The sequence below is a fragment of the Dermacoccus sp. Tok2021 genome, assembly GCF_019895135.1.
In the GTDB taxonomy this organism is placed as follows: Bacteria; Actinomycetota; Actinomycetes; order Actinomycetales; family Dermatophilaceae; genus Dermacoccus; species Dermacoccus abyssi.
Genome location: NZ_JAGTHU010000002.1, coordinates 37608 through 56613 on the forward strand (window position 1 = coordinate 37608; position 19006 = coordinate 56613).

The following is a 19006-nucleotide window of genomic DNA, read 5'->3' on the forward strand; positions in this document are numbered from 1 at the left end:
CGAACCGGGGCGCACCTTCGTGCGAGCGAGTCGATCAGTGCCAGAAGACGGCCACGGCAACGTTGACGACGGCCAGCACCGCGGCACCGGTGACGAGCGGTGCAGCCACTTCGTTCTTCTTCTCCTTCGACTGGGCCACTTCGAGCAGGCCCACGACGACGAAGGCGATGAGGAGCTTGACCGCCACCCAGACGTGGTTGAGCTCCCAGCTCTGCGATGAGGCCACACCCACCATCGCGAGGCCGATGAGCAACTGCGCGCGGGCGCCCCACACCATCGCGGGCACGGCACGCGGTGCCTTGGCGACGGCGGCGTACCCACCGATGATCGCGGCCATGCCGAGCAGGTGGGCGAACAGGAGCACGTTCTGCAGAGTCGTCATGACTCCAGGGTAGGTGCTCGCTGCAAATCGCCTGTGCGGCGGGGCTGTTCGCCGTGCGTTCGCTATCCGAGCGTCAGGCGACGGTCGTCGGGTTGATCTCTTCGCCGGCGGCCCGCTTGGCCTCGGCGTAGGCGGCGACGTTGGCGCTGATCCGCTTGCGCATCACGGTGGAGACGAAGACGCCGAACGCGAGGGCCACGATGAGGCCGACGAACGAGAAGTTGTGCATCCATTTCTCCGCGACCTTGCCGAGGAAGTGAACCCCGTAGGCCAGACCGCCGGCCCACGCGAAAGCGCCCGTGACGTTGGCCAGGAGGAAGCGCGGGTAGCTCATGCGCAGGGACCCCGCGAGCGGGCCCGCGAAGATGCGGAGCAGTGCCACGAAGCGGCCGAAGAACACGGCCCACACGCCGTGGCGGTGGAACGCGTGCTTGGCGTAGCCGATCGTCTCGTCGTTGACGTGGTGCGGGAAGCGTTCGCCGAGCCAGCCGAACAGGCGATCGCCGAAGTGGCGGCCCACGAAGTAGCCGATCGAGTCACCCACCGCAGCGCCGACGATGGCGGCGGCGGCCACGCCGTGAATGCTGATGCGCGGCTCCGGCCCCGACGCGAGAAGGGACGCAGTGACGAGCATGATCTCGCCGGGCAGGGGGATGCCGATGCTCTCCACGAGAATGATGAGGCCGGTCAGGGCATAGACGGCCTGAGCCGGTACCGCATCGAGGAGGGCATTGAAATCCACCCCTCCAGGGTAGGCGCCCTTTTCGGCAGTTTTGACCGTCATGACGCCGATGAGACGTGTCGTCGCCCACCTTGCGTGCAGCCCCCGCACGGCCTCTCGCGGGGAGGGCCGACGTTGTCGGTGCTCACTCCTAGACTGGGCACCATCATGAGTGGGCTTTTCGACGACCTTCCCCTGCCCGGTTTCGACGCCGGAAGCAACGGCGACGCGCGCCGGGCGAACCGCGCGGAACGCACGCCGAAGGGCGCGCAGACCTCTGCGGTCGACGATTCAGGAGTGCCGCTGTGGGCCCTCGAAGAGCCCTCGGCCGACGGCGACGTCCCGCCGGAGGAGTCCGACGCGCCGATGCTCGGGCGCGGTTCGCACTGGGGGCGCCCCGACACCTCAGCCGGGCCCGATTTCCGCGCGAACCCCGCGAGCCTGCTCGAGGGCATGAACCCGCAGCAGGCGCAGGCCGTCAAGCACTTCGGTTCGCCGCTGCTCATCGTGGCCGGTGCCGGTTCGGGCAAGACGCGGGTGCTCACCCACCGCATCGCCTACCTCATGGCCGAACGAGGAGCCCAGCCCGGGCAGATCCTCGCCATCACCTTCACGAACAAGGCCGCGGCCGAGATGCGTGAACGCGTCGAGCAGCTCGTCGGGCGCGCCGCGAACGCGATGTGGGTGAGCACGTTCCACTCGGCGTGCGTGCGCATCCTGCGCCGCGAGGCCAAGCACGTGGGCCTCAAGTCGACGTTCTCCATCTACGACGCCGCCGACAGCCAGCGCCTCATGGCGATGGTCACCCGCGATCTCGACCTCGACCCGAAGCGTTACCCGCCCAAGTCCTTCAGCTTCCAGGTGAGCAACCTCAAGAACGAGCTCATCGACGCCGAGGAGGCCGCGCGTCGCGCCGAGACCGATCAGGAACGCAAGGTCGCCGACGCCTACCGGCTTTACCAGCAGCGCCTCACGGCCGCGAACGCGCTCGACTTCGACGACATCATCATGACGACGGTGACGATCCTGCAGGCGTTCCCGCAGGTGGCCGAGTACTACCGGCGCCGCTTCCGCCACATCCTCGTCGACGAGTACCAGGACACGAACCACGCGCAGTACGTGCTCGTGCGTGAACTCGCCGGGGGTGAGAAGGCGTCGGGCGGCATCGAATCCGTCGATGCCGAGGGCGACTCGCGCGCGGCTGAGGGCGTGCCGATGGCCGACCTGTGCGTCGTCGGTGACGCCGACCAGTCGATCTATGCGTTCCGCGGCGCGACGATCCGCAACATCGTCGAGTTCGAGGAGGACTACCCGAACGCCACGACGATCCTGCTCGAGCAGAACTACCGCTCGACGCAGAACATCCTCGGTGCGGCGAACGCCGTCATCGAGCGCAACCCGGAGCGGCGCAAGAAGAACCTGTGGTCCGATCAGGGCGCGGGGGAGAAGGTTGTCGGCTACGTCGCCGACAGCGAGCACGACGAGGCGGCCTTCGTCGCGCGCACCATCGACTCGTTGGGGGACAGCCGCGGCGTCAAGCCCAAGGACGTGGCCGTCTTCTACCGCACGAACGCTCAGTCACGCGCGCTCGAAGAGGTGTTCGTGCGCGTGGGCCTGCCGTACAAGGTCGTCGGCGGCACGCGCTTCTACGAGCGCAAGGAGATCAAGGACACGCTCGCCTACCTGCGCGTCATCTCCAACCCGGCCGACACGGTCAACCTGCGTCGCATCGTCAACACCCCGAAGCGTGGCATCGGCGACCGCGCGCAGGCGAGCATCGGGGCGCTGGCCGAAAGGGAGCGCATCACCTACATCCAGGCGCTCGCCCGCCCGGACGACGCGCCGGGCATCGCCACGCGAAGCGTGAGCGCGATCCGCGGGTTCATCGAGTTGCTCGAGGGCCTGCGGGTCGTGCGCGAGAGCGGCAGCGGGGTCGGCCCGCTCATCGAGGCGATCCTCGAGCGCACCGGCTACCTCAAGGAGCTGCGCGAGAGCCGTGACCCGCAGGACGAGACGCGCATCGAGAACCTCGCCGAGCTCGTCGCCGTTGCGAACGAGTTCGACGACAACTACCCGGGGGCCACGCTCGAGGACTTCCTCGAGCAGGTCTCACTCGTCGCCGACACCGACGAGATTCCCGAGGACGGTGAGGACCAGGGCGTCGTCACGCTCATGACGTTGCACACGGCCAAGGGACTCGAGTTCCCCGTCGTCTTCCTCACCGGCATGGAGGACGGCACGTTTCCGCACATGCGGGCGCTGGGCGACACCAAGGAGCTCGAGGAGGAGCGGCGCCTCGCCTACGTCGGCCTGACACGCGCTCGGCAGCGGCTCTACCTCTCGCGTGCTGCGGTGCGTTCGGCGTGGGGTGCGCCGCAGTACAACCCTCCGTCACGCTTCCTCGGCGAGATCCCCGACGACCTGCTGCACTGGGAGCGCGAGGGCACGACGTTCGCCACGGGTCCGCACGGCTACGGTTCCGGCTACGGCGGGGGCTCGCGCTCGGGCGGGTTCTCGCGGCGTGACGACGATGACGGCCCCGTCATCGGCCGCGGCGCCGCTCCCGTCGCGCGCCTGTCGAGTGGCGGACGCGCAGGCTCCTTCTCGGCGAACAAGAACTCGGCCGTGGGCCGTGGCAACCGCGCCATCCCGAACCTCGATGCCGGCGACAAGGTGACGCACGACAGCTTCGGCCTCGGCACGGTCATCCGCGTCGAGGGTCAGGGTGATCGCGCGATGGCCCACATCGACTTCGGCGACGGCCCACCCAAGCGCCTCCTGCTGCGCTACGCGCCGGTGACGAAGCTCTGAAGCACCGCCGTGGGTGGCTCACCTTCGGCGCGGCCGTGGTGCCCGCCACACCCAGGCCTCGGTTAATAGCGCCTAACTGAATTTTCCGCTGTGGTGCGCGTTACAGTTCGAACAACGAGCGAAGGGAGCCCACCATGTCCGAGAACACGCAAGGTGCCACCGAGCGGTTGCGCATCGTCGTCGCCAAGCCGGGCCTCGACGGCCACGACCGTGGCGCCAAGGTCATTGCCCGTGCCCTGCGTGACGCGGGCATGGAGGTCGTCTACACGGGCCTGCACCAGACGCCCGAGCAGATCGTCACCGCCGCCGTGCAGGAGGACGCCGACGCCATCGGCATGTCCGTTCTCTCCGGCGCTCACATGACGCAGTTCCGCAAGGTCACCGAGTTGCTCAAGGAGCAGGGCGTCGACGACATCGTCGTCTTCGGTGGCGGCATCATCCCGGAGGAGGACATCCCGCCGCTCAAGGAGATGGGTGTCGCGCAGATCTTCACTCCGGGTGCCCCGACGACCACGGTCGTCGACTGGGTGCGGGCCAACGTCGGTCAGCCCGCAGCCACAGCCTGACCTCCGTCGCGACGCTGGGAAGCCCCCGGTTACTACCCGCGTCGAAAGCGCGTTAAAGTCACAGACGGAACACTCCAGTTCAACGATGAGGATGGATTCGCGTGGATCTCTTCGAGTACCAGGCGCGCGACATGTTCGAGGCGCACGGCGTTCCGGTGCTGGCAGGCCAGACGGCCACCACCCCGGAAGAAGCCAAGGCTGCCGCCGAGCAGATCGGTGCGAAGTCGGGCGGCGTCACCGTCGTCAAGGCCCAGGTCAAGACCGGTGGCCGAGGCAAGGCCGGCGGCGTCAAGGTCGCCAAGAGCGCTGACGAGGCCGAGCAGCACGCCAGTGCGATTCTGGGCATGGACATCAAGGGCCACACGGTCGGCACCGTGATGATCGCCCAGGGCGCCAAGATCGCCGAGGAGTACTACTTCTCGATCCTGCTCGACCGAGCCAACCGCAGCTACCTCGCCATGTGCTCCAAGGAGGGCGGCATGGAGATCGAGCAGCTCGCCGTGGAGCGTCCCGAGGCTCTGGCACGCATCGAGGTCGACCCCAACGTCGGCATCGACGAGGCCAAGGCCAAGGAGATCGTCGAGGCCGCGAAGTTCGACGCCGAGACCGGCGCCAAGATCGTCCCCGTGCTGCAGAAGCTGTGGGAGGTCTACCGCGACGAGGACGCAACCCTCGTCGAGGTCAACCCGCTCGTGAAGACCGAGGACGGCGACATCGTCGCCCTCGACGGCAAGGTGTCGCTCGACGCGAACGCCGACTTCCGTCAGCCCGGTCACGAGGAGCTCGAGGACAAGGCCGCGGCCGACCCGCTGGAGGCCAAGGCCAAGGCACTCGACCTCAACTACGTCAAGCTCGACGGCAACGTCGGCATCATCGGTAACGGCGCGGGCCTCGTCATGAGCACGCTCGACGTCGTCGCCTACGCCGGTGAGGACTTCACCGGTGGCAAGGCGAAGCCGGCCAACTTCCTCGACATCGGTGGCGGTGCCTCGGCCGAGGTCATGGCCAACGGTCTCGACGTCATCCTCGGTGACGACCAGGTCAAGAGCGTCTTCGTCAACGTCTTCGGCGGCATCACCGCGTGTGACGCTGTCGCCGACGGCATCGTGGGCGCCCTCAAGAAGCTCGGAGACTCGGCCACGAAGCCGCTCGTCGTGCGTCTCGACGGCAACAACGTCGAAGAGGGCCGCAAGATCCTCGCCGACTTCAACCACCCGCTCGTGACGGTCGTGGACACCATGGACGGCGCAGCCCGCAAGGCTGCCGAGCTGGCCGCGGCCAACTGAAAGGGATCAGACTTCCATGTCGATTTTTCTCAACGCTGACTCCAAGGTCATCGTCCAGGGCATGACCGGCTCGGAGGGCATGAAGCACACCACGCGCATGCTCGCCTCCGGCACCAACATCGTCGGCGGTGTCAACCCGAAGAAGGCCGGCCAGACGGTCGACTTCGACGTGAACGGTGAGTCGAAGCCCGTTCCGGTGTTCGGCTCCGTCAAGGACGCCATGGCCGAGACCGGCGCCAACGTCTCCGTGATCTTCGTTCCGCCGGCGTTCGCCAAGAGCGCCGCGGTCGAGGCCATCGAGGCCGAGATGCCGCTCGCCGTCGTCATCACCGAGGGCATCCCGGTGAAGGACTCGGCCGAGTTCTACAACCTGAGCAAGGGCACGAAGACGCGCCTGCTCGGCCCGAACTGCCCCGGCATCATCAGCCCCGGACAGTCGAACGCCGGCATCATCCCGGCGAACATCGCCGGCCCGGGCCGCATCGGCCTCGTCTCGAAGTCGGGCACGCTGACGTACCAGATGATGTACGAACTGCGTGACTTCGGCTTCTCGACGGCCATCGGCATCGGCGGTGACCCGGTCATCGGCACCACGCACATCGACGCGCTCGAGGCGTTCCAGAACGATCCCGACACCGACGCCATCGTCATGATCGGTGAGATCGGTGGCGACGCCGAGGAGCGTGCCGCGGCCTACATCAAGGAGAACGTGACGAAGCCGGTCGTCGGTTACGTCGCGGGCTTCACGGCACCCGAGGGCAAGACGATGGGCCACGCCGGTGCCATCGTCTCCGGCTCGTCGGGTACCGCGTCCGCCAAGAAGGAGGCCCTCGAGGCCGCCGGCGTCAAGGTCGGCAAGACGCCGTCCGAGACGGCTGCTCTCATGACGGAGATCATGAACAACCTCTCCAAGTGACGCACTGAATCACCGACGCCCGGCCGTCGTCCCGCAGGGGACGATGGCCGGGCGTTGTCGTGTCCGAGCGCGAAAAACGTCCACATTCCGGCTGCTCGGACACGAATCGAGAACATTGATCACCGGCGGAACCGAACGAGCCTTCTTCGCGTCTCAGGTGCAGTTAGTTTTGTCCTGAGATCCCGAGCGATGGCGCCCGGGGGGCGGGGGAGGAGAAGTCATGAAGGTCTCACGTTCCGCAATGCTCGCGGCCGCTGCCGCGGTGGTGCTGTCCGCTTCGGCTTGCACCAGCGTCGAAGGCGGGTCGGGCGCATCGTCCAACTCGTCGTCGTCCTCGAGCGAGGCAGCGCCGCAGTCGAGTGAATCCTCGAGCGAGCAGGCACAGGCGAGCTCGTCCGCTCCCGAATCGAGTTCGCAGAGCGAGCCGAGTGAATCCAGCTCGTCGAGCGAGTCGAGCTCCGAAGACCCCGGTTCGGGCTCCGAGGGGCAGTCGGGCCTCGTGCGGGCGAAGGTCGGCGAGGAAGCCAAGACGGGCGACATGACGGTCAAGATCAGCAAGGTCGTCGACCCGGTTCCCGTCTCCTCCGACAGCTTCATGAAGCCCGACGCGGGCAAGCGCTGGGTGGCCGTCAACATGAGCGTGACGAACACGTCGTCGAAGCCGCTCAACTTCTCGACCTTGTTCTGCGTCGACGCGAAGACCGATCAGAACCAGACGGCTGACGACTCGCTCTTCTCCGACTACGGCACCAAGTTCAACTCGAGTGCTCTGCAGAAGGGCGACACCGCCGTCGGTGACATCACGTTCGAGGTGCCGACCGGTCAGAAGCTCAAGCAGGTCGACGTCAAGTGCTCGCTCAGCTCGCTGCAAGGCGACCAGCGCGCCATCCGCATCGATGTGAGCAAGTGAGCGCACACCATCCTCAATTTTTCGACAGCACCGTTCGGGCGCGAGTCCGAAATCCACGCAGAACAGGGAGAAGAGCACATGACCAAGTTGATGACGCGCAAGCTGAGCGTCGCCGCAATCGCAGGCACGATGGCTCTCGGCATGAGCGCCTGCACGCAGGTCGAAGGTTCCGGTGGTACCAGCTCGAGTTCCTCGTCCAGCTCCTCGAGCGAGGCGGCCCCGAGCGAGGACAGCCCGAGCAGCTCGGAATCGCCCGAGTCGTCGGAGTCCTCGTCCCCGAGTGAGGAGCCCAGCAGCTCGTCGTCGAGCCCGAGCTCCTCGGAGTCGAACGACGACTCCGGCGGCGACGACTCGTCGGGCCCCAAGGTCGGCAAGGTCGGCCAGGAGGTCAAGACCGACAAGATGTCGATCAAGGTCAGCAAGGTCACGGACGACGTGAAGTCCTCCAGCGACTACCAGAAGCCCGCGGCGGGCAAGCACTGGGTGGCCATCAACATCTCGGCAACCAACCTCGACGACGACGAGCTGCGCTTCAGCAGCAGCTGCGTCAAGGTGCGCCTGAGCGACAACACGAGCCCGAGCGACAAGTACGTCGACTACGGTTCGCGTCTCGGCTACGGCTCGCTCTACAAGGGTGACACCACGACCGGTGACCTCGTGTACGAAGTCTCGCCCGGCCAGAAGATCAAGACGATCGACGTCGACTGTAGCTACGGGGACGACCGTCCGGTGCGTATCCAGGCCAACTGACGCCCAAGCGGTGTCTTGCCCCGAGCGGGCCGGTGAGAGTGTCTCGCCGGCCCGCTCGCGTGTGTCCACGGCGTGGCAGCGTGAGGCTCCCAGGTGGGCCTGAGAGGATGACGGGCGAGATGACTTCACGACGCCCCGATCCCGCCGAACGTCCCTCCTCGAACCGTCCGCGCCCCCCGCGTCCGAGTGACGGCCGAGGTGGGTCCGGTGCGCGTCCGCAGCGTGCAGCGCAGAGCAGCCAGGCCGGCAGGGGAGCGTCACGTCCGGAGCTCGACCGAGGACGCAACGCGTCGAACCGCGGTGCGAAACCCCCTCGTGACGCGCAGAACCCTCGCGTTTCCCAGCGGCCCGGCCCCGGACGGCCGACGAGCGGCAAGGACGCCCGGCCCGAGGGACGCCCGCACGTGCCCCTCGCGTTCGGCTACGGAGCGCTGTCGGCCATCGGTGTCGTCATCGCGCTCATGGTGCCGGTCTTCGCAGCGTGGACGATCGATTCGCAGTCGAGCTCGTCGTGGAACGACACGCTCGGCGTGACGATCGACCTGTGGGCTCTCGCGCACCGCGGACACGTCAACGTCGACGGCACGAGCGTCGTCTTCAGCCCCCTTGTCCTCACCTCTCTCTGCGTTCTGGCAGCTCGCTTCGGCGCTCGCGCGGCGTTCCCCGACGAGCGCCTGCACGCGCGCGACCTGCGCCTCATCCTGCTCGCGTTCATCGGCGGTTACGTCGCTGCGGCTCAGATGCTCGCCGTCGTTGCCTCGTTGGGTGCGAGCCACATCAGCTGGTGGTCCCTCCTGCTCGGACCGTTCCTCGTCGCGGCTGCCGGCGTGGCATGGACGGCCTGGCACGAGCGGGAGCACTCACCTGAGCTGAAGGCTCTCGACGATCTCGTCCTCGACGCCACACCGCTGTTGCTGCAGCGTTCGATCCGGTCCGGGCTACGCGGCCTGCGCTGGCTTGCCCTCGCCTCGCTCGTTCTCGTCGTCGCGCTCGTCGCCTGGCACGGCGGACGCGTCTGGACCGTCCACCAACAGCTGAACCCCGGTCTCGTCGGAGGCATCCTCCTCGTCGCGGCGCAGCTTCTGGCTCTGCCCAACCTCATGGCCCTCGGCGCCGGATGGTTCACCGGCTCGTCGGTGCACGTCGGTGCTGTCTCGATCGGGCACGGCGCGATGACGCCCGGCACTCTGCCGATGATTCCGGTGCTCGGCGCACTGCCGGACGGGGTCGGGCCCTGGACGTGGATCTTCCTCCTCGTTCCGATCGCAGTGGGCGGCTGGATCGGCTGGGACGCTGTCGGCGCGCTGACGCGACTGTCGAGCCTCCGCGCGAAATGCACGGTGGCTCTGTGCGCCGCTTCGCTCGCCACGCTCGTCATGTGGCTCGTGTGGTGGTTCGCAACGGCCCGTGTCTCGACCGGGCTCCTCGACTATGTCGGCCCCGGGTGGAACGCATGGGTGCTGCTGCCCGTCCTTTTCGTGCCGCCGGCCGTCGCGGTGGCCGGCGTGCGGCATTGGATGCTGAACCACACCCACTGAAAAACCCGCTGAGGTCGGGAGTAATCCCAGGCACTCGCTCGTTGGGAGAGACGTGAACGACACTCCGAAGGCGCCCGTCGGTGCGCGCAACAGCATGCTGTCGCTGCGCTACCTCATCCTCGGCTTCGCCCTGTCGTGGCTACCCATGCCCGGCACGGCGCTTGCGGTGATCCCGCTCGTCGCGTCGTTCTACTACGGCGTGCGCTTCATCCAGGACCTCAAGAAGTCCGGCCAGAACAAGGCCGTTGCGCCCAACATGATCGGGCTCGGTCTCACGGCACTGCTCATCGCCATGGTCGTCGCCCCGCTCGTTCAGTACGAGCGCACGATGGATTACCAGAAGTGCCTCTGGGGTGCGAACACCAACCAGGCGCGCGAGGCCTGCGAGAACCAGCACGACCAGCACCCGGGCACCGTCCAGCGCTTCTTCCTCGACTGACCACCCCCACCCCCGATGTTGAGCGGGCGCCGCGGCACCGGTCCCGCGATTCCCAGGAAACATCGGCGTCACAGGAGCCCCGCGAGGCGCAGCCGATGTTCGATCTGCGCGAAGAACGGATCCGGATCGGTGCGCAGCGCCACCACGGGAATGCGCAGCACGGCGTCACCGCCCAGGGTGAGGTAGTTCTGACGCAGGGCGTCCTGAGTCGGGTTGTCGCCCATGAAGTGGTGCATGCCGTCAATCTCGACGGTGAGCTTCGCAGCCTCCCAGCGCACGTCGAGGTAGTACGAGCCGTTCGGGTGACGTCGTCGAACCTGACGATCCGGCACCGGTAGACCGCGTCTGCGGCACAGCTGAACGAAATCGATCTCACCAATCGACTCGGACCCGGTGGTTATGTCCCCGAGAAGTTCGCGAATCAGTTTGCGGCGGTGCAGTTTGGGGAGGCATTCGAGGGCCTGCCAGTAGTCGTCTGCTCGGGCGAGTCGCTGCTGCACCGTCATGGCGAGCACCGTCGCAGCCTCCCGATCCGTTCGCGCGATGGCGGCGGCGCGCAACGACGCCCATGCGGGATGGGAGTGGGGAACCGGTGTCTGCAACAGCCGCGGTGGTCGGAACAGGAACATCCCTCTCGTACCCGGCGGGAAGGACGTGCGCTGACCGTAGTGAGGCAGCGCGACGACGATCTGCTGCGCGCCCCAACCTCGCAAGCCGTGGAGAATCAGGGCACTCGAGGCCTCGGCCCAGGCCGGCCCTTGGGTCTCGAAGACGGCGACAGCGATGGGAGAGCGTTCAGGGCACCAAGCGTTTGTCGGCGGGCGAAAGGTGTTGTTGCCCAACTGCATCCAACGTCCGGCGCGGACATGTGTGCGTACGTCCTCCCGTGTCACGCCGACTTGTCGAAGACGCGCGCGGTTCACCACGCCGTAGCTCGATTCTGCCAGTGTCACGGCTCGCTCATGGGTCTGCTTCCAACGGGGAGTCATGCTTCCAGCCTGCGTGCCGGCGGTGTGGATGCTCCCGATGAATGTGGGCCTGTGGAAAACCTCGTCGATGTTGCCTGGGTATCCGGGTACAGATGCCGCTGCGACCGCTCAACATCGGGGGATAGGGTGGGGGCGTGAGCGAGCAGTCGAAGCCCCTGCAGGTCGTCGTCCTCGTCTCCGGAAGCGGCTCGTTGCTGCAGGCTCTCATCGACGACGACGCCCACGGCAAGGTGTACGAAATCGTCGCGGTCGGCGCCGATCGGGAGTGCACCGGCCTCGAGCGCGCCACCCTCGCCGGCATCCCCACCTTCACCGTCGAGACGCGGCACTTCCCCGAGCGCAGCCAGTGGGACGCGGCGCTCGCCGACGCCATCGAGCGCGCGTTCAGCGATGCCGACGACGACCTCGACCTCGCCGCGCTCACCGGCGGTGACGTCGCGGCTCGTCAGCTCGTCGTCTCGGCCGGGTTCATGAAGATCCTCGGCGCGCAGACTCTCTCGCGCCACACCGTCATCAACACCCACCCGGCGCTGCTGCCGAGTTTCCCCGGGGCGCACGGCGTCCGGGACGCGCTCGCGCACGGCGTCAAGGTCACCGGTACGACGTGTCACGTCGTCGACGCCGGTGTCGACACAGGCCCCATCATCGATCAGCGCGTCGTCGACGTACGCGCCGACGATGACGAGGAATCGCTCCACGAACGCATCAAGGTCGAGGAGCGCACCATGCTCGTGGACGTGGTCCGCGGGTTCGCACGAGGTTGGTCCATCAACGGCAGGACGGTTTCGATCAATGAGTGACGGCATGCGCCCTATTCGGCGGGCTCTCGTCTCGGTGTACGACAAGCAGGGGCTCGAGGAGCTCGCCCGCGTCCTTCACGAGGCCGGGGTGGAGATCGTCTCGACGGGCGGTTCGAGCAAGCTCATCGCGGGTCTCGGCATCCCCGTCACGGCGGTCGAGGAGCTCACGGGCTTCCCCGAGTGCCTCGAGGGTCGCGTCAAGACGCTGCACCCGAAGGTGCACGCCGGTATCCTCGCCGACTCGCGCAAGAGCGATCACATGAAGCAGCTCGAGGACCTCGGTGTCGAGCAGTTCGACCTCGTCGTCGTGAACCTCTACCCGTTCAGTGAGACGGTCGCCTCGGGCGCGAGCATCGACGAGTGCGTCGAGCAGATCGACATCGGCGGCCCGACGATGGTGCGCGCGGCCGCGAAGAATCACCCGACGGTGGCCATCGTCACCGACCCGACGTCGTACGCCGACGTGCTCGACGCCGTGCGCGGCGGCGGCTTCACACTGCAGCAGCGCACCGCGCTGGCGCGTGACGCCTTCGTCCACACCGCGTCCTACGACGTCGCAGTTGCCACCTGGATGGGGGCGAACCTCGTCGGCTCGAACGACGCCACCACCGGCGACACCTTCCCCGACTGGACGGGTTCGACGTACACCAAGGCCGCGAGCCTGCGCTACGGCGAGAACCCGCACCAGGCGGCGGCCCTCTACACGTCGGCCGACGCGAGCGGCCTCGCGCAGGGCGAGCAGCTGCACGGCAAGGAGATGTCATACAACAACTACGTCGACGCCGACGCCGCCTACCGCGCGGCGTACGACCACGGTGACGTGCCGACGGTCGCCATCATCAAGCACGCCAACCCGTGCGGTATCGCCGTCGGCGCTCCCGACGAGGACATCGCCGCAGTGCACCAGCGCGCCCACGAGTGCGACTCGACGAGCGCGTTCGGCGGCATCATCGCGACCAACCGACCGGTGACGAAGGCCATGGCGGACACGGTGAAGGACATCTTCACCGAGGTCGTCGTCGCGCCGGCGTTCGACGACGACGCCCTCGAGGTACTCACCGCGAAGAAGAACCTGCGCCTCGTCACCGTGCCCGCGCCCACTGCGGGTGGTTTCGACATGCGTCCGATCAGCGGCGGTCTGCTCGTGCAGGAGCGCGACATGATCGACGCCGAGGGCGAGGACAAGGACGGTCGCACCACGGGTGACGACCCCGAGCGCTGGCAGCTCGTCGCCGGCGAGGCCGCGGACGAGGCCACGATGCGTGATCTCGCCTTCGCGTGGCGTGCCGTGCGCGCAGTGAAATCGAACGCGATCCTGCTCGCCAAGGACGGCGCGTCCGTCGGTATCGGCATGGGCCAGGTCAACCGCGTCGACTCGTGCAACCTCGCCGTGACGCGTGCGGGCGCCGAACGCGCTCGTGGCTCCGTTGCCTCGTCGGACGCGTTCTTCCCGTTCGCCGACGGCCTGCAGATCCTGCTCGACGCCGGCGTCAAGGCCGTCGTCGCGCCCGGTGGTTCGATCCGTGACGCCGAGGTCATCGAGGCTGCGCAGAAGGCCGGCGTCACCCTGTACTTCACCGGTACGCGTCATTTCGCCCACTGATCGCGGCCCGGCGAGTGCCGGATGGCGTGTTTGGTGGGGGATCATCGCGACGTCGGCGCCATCTCCAGCCAAACACGCCATGTCCATAGGGGTGACGCGATGACGCGTGAACGACGTGCGTCCTCGGAGGCGCTCGCGCTCGCCGCGGCGTTCGTCGGTGGTGCCTGCCTGTCGCTCCAGGCTCGCTTCAACGGGACGCTCGGCGAACCTCTGTCGGAGCCGCTCGTCGCTGCCATCTGGAGTTTCGGCTCGGGTCTCGCACTGCTCGTGCTGGCGCTCGCGGTGCCGAGTTTGCGCCAAGGCGCCACGCGACTCGTCCTGTCGATCCGGGCCGGACGTCTGCGCTGGTGGGAGTGCCTCGGCGGCGTCCTGGGTGGCGCGTTCGTCGCCGTGCAGACGAGCGCGGTCGGGCTTCTCGGTGTTGCCGTCTTCATCGTGGCGAGCGTCGGCGGTCGTGCGCTCGGCGGGCTGCTCGCCGATCACGTTGGTGCCGGGCCCAAGGGACGCACGCCGATCACCCCCGCTCGCGCGCTCGCCGGAGCGTTCGCCGTCGTCGGGGTCGGCATCACGGTGAGCGGCCAGCACGTCCCGGGTGGCATCGCGATCCTGCCGGCCCTCGCCGTCATCATCGCGGGCGTCATGACGCAGTTCCAGCAGGGTCTCAACGGGCGCGTCAGTGCGCGGGCGGGCAGTTCGTACGCGACGACGCTGCAGAACTTCCTCGTCGGTGTGATCGCTCTCGTGGTGTTCGCCGGTGCGCGCGTGCTCCTCGGCTTCACGCAGTGGCAGTGGCCGCACGACGCTCCCTGGTGGGCGTGGCTCGGTGCGCCGCTGGGTATCGCGTTCATCGGGTTGTCGGCGTGGGCGACGGAGCACATCAGCGTGCTCGTGCTCGGGCTCATGGGCATCATGGGGCAGCTCGTCGCGGCGCTCGTCATCGACCTGCTTGACCCGGTGGCGCGCGAAGGTGTCGGTGTGCGCACCGTCGTCGGCATGGTCGTCACCGCTGCGGCGGCAGCCATGGCGGCACGCTCCGGTGGCCGACGGGCTACTTCAGACGCGCGTTCGTGAGCTCGGCGAGGTGCTTGTAGCCCGCGTCGTTGGGGTGCAGGCCGTCAGGGCTGATCCACTCAGGGTGACCGGTGAGCGGGAAGTCGAGATCCAGCCACGCCGCACCTGAGCTGCGCACCACGGGTGCGGCGGCATCGCGCAGCCGTACGAGGTCGGGTGGGGGAGAACTCGCCGGTCCGATCGGTGCGATGACGACGACGCGCGCCTCGGGGACGTGCTTCTTCACCGCCGCGAGCGTCTCGCGCAGGCCCTTGACGATGGTCGCCGTCGGCACGCCGCGGGCGACGTCGTTCCATCCGCCGGAGATGATGACCGTGCCCGGCTTCGACGCTGCGGCTCGTGCGACCTGGGAAGCGTAGTGCTGCGTCGGACGCCCCACGTCGTAGCCCATGCCAGGCACGGCGACGTTGATCTCGTTCCACCCGCGCTCAGCGCTCAGGACGGTGGTCCATCGCTTGCCCGGTGAGCTCGCCTCCGAGCCGGCGGAGTAGCTGTCGCCGACGAAGGCCACCACGGGGCGTCCGCTCAGGCTGGGTGAGGGCGCGTCGGCGACCGGGGCTGACGAACGGCGGTCGACGACGAGGAACAACGCCACGACGAGCACCCCGACGACGAGTGCCACGAGCGCGGGAACGCGCCACGTCACTCGCCGCTCGGCACGCTCGTTCGCTCGTGTCATACGACGACCGTACGCGCGAGCCCACGTCGATCACGAGCGTCCCGTCACACCCCGGTGTGAGCGCCGACCGCGCGCCCGGGGCGTCTGGCAGGATTGGGGCCATGACTGCGACGACGCTGGACGGCAAGGCCACCCTCGCGACGATCAAGGACGAGCTGCGTGAGCGCGTGGCCCGTCTCAAGGAGCGCGGCGTGACGCCGGGCCTCGGCACGGTGCTCGTGGGTGACGACCCGGGTTCGCACTGGTACGTCGGCGCGAAGCACAAGGACTGCGCGGAGATCGGTATCGTCTCGATCCGCAAGGATCTGCCCGCCAGCGCGACGCAGGAAGAGGTCGAAGCCGTGATCGACGAGCTGAACGACAGCCCCGAGTGCACGGGCTTCCTCATCCAGCAGCCCACGGGGCTCGACGAGGTGGCGCTGCTCTCGCGCGTCAAGCCCGAGAAGGACGTCGACGGTCTGCACCCGGTCAACCTCGGCAAGCTCGTGCTCGGCGAAGAGGGACCGCTGCCGTGTACGCCGATGGGCGTCATCGAGTTGCTGCGCCGTTACGACGTCCCGCTCAAGGGCGCGGAGGTCGTCGTCGTCGGCCGTGGCCTCACGGTCGGTCGCCCGCTCGGACTCATCCTCACGCGCCGCAGCGAGAACGCAACGGCCACGCTGTGCCACACCGGCACCCGTGACCTCGCGGAGCACACGAAGAACGCGGACGTCGTCATCGCCGCCGCTGGAGTGCCGGATCTCATCACGAAGGACATGGTCAAGCCCGGCGCTGCGGTGCTCGATGTGGGTGTCTCGCGTGTCGAGGGCAAGGTCGCCGGTGACGTCGCCAAGGACGTCACGGAGGTCGCCGGGTACGTCTCCCCGAACCCGGGTGGCGTCGGTCCGATGACGCGAGCGCTGTTGCTCATGAACGTCGTCGAGGCGGCGGAGCGCGACGCCGACGCGCGAGGCCTGTGACCCGTTTCCGCCTCGGGATTCCCTGGCTCGTCGTCGTGGGTCTCGTCGTGGCGGGGCTGATCACCGTCATGGCCGGCCAGGTTCGTCCGGGCGGGGTCGTGATGTCGCTCGGTCTCTTCGCGGGCGCCGTGATGCGTGCCGTTCTTCCCGAGCGCTACGTACTCGACATCAAGGTTCGTTCGCGCACGGTCGATATCGCGGGGTACGCGCTCCTGGCCGTCATCACACTCGTCGCATTCGGTGTCGTGAAGTTGGGCTGAGACGCCCGAGTGAATTTCCGGTGACTGCGCGCAAGTCGCCGCGTGAGCACTGACCCAGCGACCTAGACTGCCCGCATGAGTTTGCGGATCTCCGTCATCGGCACCGGTTACCTGGGCGCCGTGCACGCGGCCTGTATGGCCGAACTGGGCCACACCGTCGTCGGCATCGACGTCGACGCGAAGAAGATCGAGGCGCTGTCGCAGGGGCGCAGCCCGATCTACGAACCGGGCCTCACCGATCTGCTGACGCGCATGACGGAGACGGGCCGTCTCAGCTGGAGCACCGACATCAGCGCCGCCGCTGACGCCGACGTCCACTTCGTCTGCGTGGGCACCCCGCAGCGGGCGGGGGAGTACGCGGCCAACACGGATTACGTCTTCGCCGCGTTCACCGCACTTGCGCCCCACATGAAGGCAGGCTCGATCGCGGTCGGCAAGTCGACGGTGCCGGTCGGCACGGTGCCTCGCGTCCTCGAAGCGATCCGCGAGAACGTCCCGGACGGCGTCGACGCACGTCTCGTGTGGAACCCGGAGTTCCTCCGTGAGGGTTTCGCGGTCAAGGACACGCTCACGCCCGACCGTTTCGTCTACGGCGTCGAGGGCGAGTTCGCCGATGCGGATGTCGAGAAGCTCGACGAGGTGTACGCCAAGGCGCTCGCGGCTGGCACGCCCCGCCTCGTGACCAACTACGCGACGGCGGAGCTCGTCAAGGTCAGCGCCAACGCGTTCCTCGCGACGAAGATCAGCTTCATCAATGCCATGGCGGAGATCTGCGAGGCCACGGGCGGCGACGTGCTCGCCCTCGCCGACGCGATCGGCCACGACGAGCGCATCGGCCGTAAGTTCCTCGGTGCCGGCGTCGGCTTCGGTGGTGGCTGCCTGCCCAAGGACATCCGGGCGTTCCTGGCGCGGGGTGAGGAGCTGGGTCTGCCCGACTCGGTCGACTTCCTGCGTGGCGTCGACGCCACGAACCTGCGCCGCCGCGAACGTGTCGTCACGCTTGTCGAGGGCGCCCTCGGCGACGTGGCAGGGAAGCCGATCGCCGTTCTCGGTGCCGCGTTCAAGCCGAACTCCGACGACATCCGAGACAGTCCGGCGCTCGACGTCGCCGAACGTCTGGTCCAACTCGGCGCCGACGTTCGCGTGCACGACCCCGAGGCCCTGCCGGTGGCCCGGGCCAACCGCCCCGGTCCGAACTACGTCGACACCGTCGACGAAGCGCTCGACGGAGCGCAGATCGTTCTTCACCTCACGGAGTGGAAGCAGTACCGCGAACTCGACCCGACGGACGTGGCGTCGAAGGTTGCGGGCAAGGTCGTCATCGACGGTCGCAATGTTCTCGACGGCGGGAGGTGGGCCGACGCAGGTTTCACCGTGCACTCTCTCGGACGTCCCGTCGTCGAGGCGCGCTGAGCAGACCCCCGAGGAAAGCCCCACCGGTTTCGGTGGGGCCTTCGCGCGTTCGACACCCCTCGCGCGCACCTGAAACGATGACGGCATGCGAGTTGTCACGGCCAACGTCAACGGAATCCGAGCAGCACAGCGTCGAGGTGGGCTCGAGTGGCTCGCGGAGCAGGACGCGGATGTCGTCGCCATGCAGGAGGTACGCGCGACGCCGAAGCAGTTCGCCACCGCGCTCGGCGGCTCGGCGCTCGAGGAGTACGCCCTGGCCCACGCCGAGTCGGCGACGGCCGGCCGTGAGGGCGTGGCCATCCTCACCCGCCACGCGATGGCGACGCCGGTCACCGTCATCGACGGGTTCGACGAGGTCGGCCGCTGGGTCGAGGCCGACGTCACGATCGACGGTCACACCGTGACGATCGCCAGTGTCTACGTCCACACCGGCGAGGTCGACACCGACAAGCAGGTGGCGAAGTACCGCTTCCTCGACGCCGTCGAGGCGCGCATGGCGCAGCTCGTCGACCGCCCGGCCCTCGTCATGGGTGACTTCAACGTGGCGCACGGCCCGAACGACCTCAAGAACTGGAAGGGCAACCGCGGCAAGGCGGGCTTCCTGTCCGAGGAGCAGGCCTACCTCACGCGGTTCACCGAGAATGGGTGGGTCGACGTCATGCGCGAGCATCACGGCGACGTCGCGGGGCCGTACACGTGGTGGTCGTGGCGCGGCAAGGCGTTCGACAACGACTCCGGATGGCGCATCGACTACCAGTTCGCCAGCTCGGCGCTCGCGGCCGTCGCGAGCGATCCGCGGGTGGGGCGGGCCGATGCCTACGACCAGCGGTGGAGCGACCACGCGGCCGTCATCGTCGACTACGACCTGACGACGCTGTGACGTGCTGGGCACCACGCCTCCTGGTCGTCGCGG

General features: G+C 67.9%; 19 protein-coding genes. 15 read left to right on the forward strand and 4 right to left on the reverse strand.

Annotated elements, in window-relative coordinates; genetic code table 11:
• Nucleotides 1-34: 34 nt before the first annotated feature.
• Both K9D12_RS02200 and K9D12_RS02205 read right to left on the reverse strand, forming a co-directional pair.
• Nucleotides 35-382, reverse strand: a complete 348-nt coding sequence (locus K9D12_RS02200; protein ID WP_047311801.1) for a hypothetical protein — start codon at nucleotides 380-382, stop codon at nucleotides 35-37.
• Between the two features lie 73 nt (nucleotides 383-455).
• Nucleotides 456-1124: a DedA family protein gene (locus K9D12_RS02205; protein ID WP_129664736.1), complete on the reverse strand. Its 669-nt coding sequence runs from the start codon at nucleotides 1122-1124 to the stop codon at nucleotides 456-458.
• Between the two features lie 147 nt (nucleotides 1125-1271).
• On the opposite strand from K9D12_RS02205, the gene pcrA reads away from it, so the two are divergent.
• The 8 genes from pcrA (at nucleotide 1272) to K9D12_RS02245 (ending at nucleotide 10319) form a co-directional block, all read left to right on the forward strand.
• Complete coding sequence (gene pcrA / locus K9D12_RS02210) at nucleotides 1272-3914, forward strand: DNA helicase PcrA (RefSeq protein WP_223059350.1); 2643 nt, start codon at nucleotides 1272-1274, stop codon at nucleotides 3912-3914.
• 134 nt (nucleotides 3915-4048) lie between these two features.
• Nucleotides 4049-4480 carry a cobalamin B12-binding domain-containing protein gene (locus K9D12_RS02215; protein WP_187037663.1) on the forward strand — a complete coding sequence of 144 codons (432 nt, stop codon included), beginning with the start codon at nucleotides 4049-4051 and terminating at the stop codon, nucleotides 4478-4480.
• 101 nt (nucleotides 4481-4581) lie between these two features.
• Entirely contained in the window at nucleotides 4582-5766 is a 1185-nt protein-coding gene (gene sucC, locus K9D12_RS02220) for an ADP-forming succinate--CoA ligase subunit beta (RefSeq protein WP_047311805.1), read from the forward strand.
• 16 nt (nucleotides 5767-5782) lie between these two features.
• The gene (sucD, locus tag K9D12_RS02225; protein ID WP_223059351.1) at nucleotides 5783-6682 is read left to right on the forward strand and encodes a succinate--CoA ligase subunit alpha; all 900 of its coding nucleotides are present in this window, start codon (nucleotides 5783-5785) and stop codon (nucleotides 6680-6682) included.
• Between the two features lie 220 nt (nucleotides 6683-6902).
• Nucleotides 6903-7592: a DUF4352 domain-containing protein gene (locus K9D12_RS02230; protein WP_187037666.1), complete on the forward strand. Its 690-nt coding sequence runs from the start codon at nucleotides 6903-6905 to the stop codon at nucleotides 7590-7592.
• Between the two features lie 78 nt (nucleotides 7593-7670).
• Nucleotides 7671-8342 carry a DUF4352 domain-containing protein gene (locus tag K9D12_RS02235; RefSeq protein ID WP_223059352.1) on the forward strand — a complete coding sequence of 224 codons (672 nt, stop codon included), beginning with the start codon at nucleotides 7671-7673 and terminating at the stop codon, nucleotides 8340-8342.
• A 404-nt stretch (nucleotides 8343-8746) separates the two neighbouring features.
• The gene (locus K9D12_RS02240) at nucleotides 8747-9880 is read left to right on the forward strand and encodes a DUF6350 family protein (protein WP_223059353.1); all 1134 of its coding nucleotides are present in this window, start codon (nucleotides 8747-8749) and stop codon (nucleotides 9878-9880) included.
• Nucleotides 9881-9932: 52 nt separating this feature from the next.
• Complete coding sequence (locus tag K9D12_RS02245) at nucleotides 9933-10319, forward strand: hypothetical protein (protein WP_047311810.1); 387 nt, start codon at nucleotides 9933-9935, stop codon at nucleotides 10317-10319.
• A 68-nt stretch (nucleotides 10320-10387) separates the two neighbouring features.
• Here the strand turns inward: K9D12_RS02245 and K9D12_RS02250 are convergent, their stop codons facing one another.
• Nucleotides 10388-11032 carry an endonuclease domain-containing protein gene (locus K9D12_RS02250; protein WP_223059354.1) on the reverse strand — a complete coding sequence of 215 codons (645 nt, stop codon included), beginning with the start codon at nucleotides 11030-11032 and terminating at the stop codon, nucleotides 10388-10390.
• A gap of 410 nt (nucleotides 11033-11442) precedes the next feature.
• Here K9D12_RS02250 and K9D12_RS02255 point away from each other — a divergent pair, with 410 nt between their 5' ends.
• The 3 genes from K9D12_RS02255 (at nucleotide 11443) to K9D12_RS02265 (ending at nucleotide 14782) form a co-directional block, all read left to right on the forward strand.
• A complete protein-coding gene (locus tag K9D12_RS02255; protein ID WP_259922649.1) occupies nucleotides 11443-12108 on the forward strand; it encodes a phosphoribosylglycinamide formyltransferase in 666 nt (221 codons plus the stop codon).
• Nucleotides 12101-13711, forward strand: coding sequence for a bifunctional phosphoribosylaminoimidazolecarboxamide formyltransferase/IMP cyclohydrolase (purH, locus tag K9D12_RS02260; RefSeq protein WP_223059355.1), 1611 nt, complete (start codon nucleotides 12101-12103; stop codon nucleotides 13709-13711). Before K9D12_RS02255 ends, purH begins: the two co-directional genes overlap by 8 nt.
• Nucleotides 13712-13810: 99 nt before the next feature.
• Nucleotides 13811-14782, forward strand: a complete 972-nt coding sequence (locus tag K9D12_RS02265) for a DMT family transporter (protein ID WP_223059356.1) — start codon at nucleotides 13811-13813, stop codon at nucleotides 14780-14782.
• On the opposite strand, the gene K9D12_RS02270 is transcribed toward K9D12_RS02265, so the two are convergent.
• Nucleotides 14760-15461 (reverse strand): SGNH/GDSL hydrolase family protein, encoded by a 702-nt coding sequence (locus tag K9D12_RS02270; protein ID WP_223059357.1) that lies wholly within the window; start codon nucleotides 15459-15461, stop codon nucleotides 14760-14762. The two genes, K9D12_RS02265 and K9D12_RS02270, sit on opposite strands and share 23 nt — an antisense overlap.
• A gap of 101 nt (nucleotides 15462-15562) precedes the next feature.
• Between K9D12_RS02270 and K9D12_RS02275 the strand changes: the two genes are divergently transcribed.
• The 4 genes from K9D12_RS02275 to K9D12_RS02290 all read left to right on the forward strand — a co-directional run bounded on the left by K9D12_RS02275 (nucleotide 15563) and on the right by K9D12_RS02290 (nucleotide 18973).
• Entirely contained in the window at nucleotides 15563-16420 is an 858-nt protein-coding gene (locus K9D12_RS02275; protein WP_223059358.1) for a bifunctional methylenetetrahydrofolate dehydrogenase/methenyltetrahydrofolate cyclohydrolase, read from the forward strand.
• On the forward strand, nucleotides 16417-16680 hold the full coding sequence (locus K9D12_RS02280) for a DUF3017 domain-containing protein (protein ID WP_223059359.1): 264 nt from the start codon (nucleotides 16417-16419) through the stop codon (nucleotides 16678-16680). Before K9D12_RS02275 ends, K9D12_RS02280 begins: the two co-directional genes overlap by 4 nt.
• A 75-nt stretch (nucleotides 16681-16755) precedes the next feature.
• Nucleotides 16756-18093 (forward strand): UDP-glucose/GDP-mannose dehydrogenase family protein, encoded by a 1338-nt coding sequence (locus K9D12_RS02285; protein ID WP_223059360.1) that lies wholly within the window; start codon nucleotides 16756-16758, stop codon nucleotides 18091-18093.
• Nucleotides 18094-18178: 85 nt separating this feature from the next.
• Nucleotides 18179-18973: an exodeoxyribonuclease III gene (locus K9D12_RS02290; protein WP_223059361.1), complete on the forward strand. Its 795-nt coding sequence runs from the start codon at nucleotides 18179-18181 to the stop codon at nucleotides 18971-18973.
• Nucleotides 18974-19006: the final 33 nt, after the last annotated feature.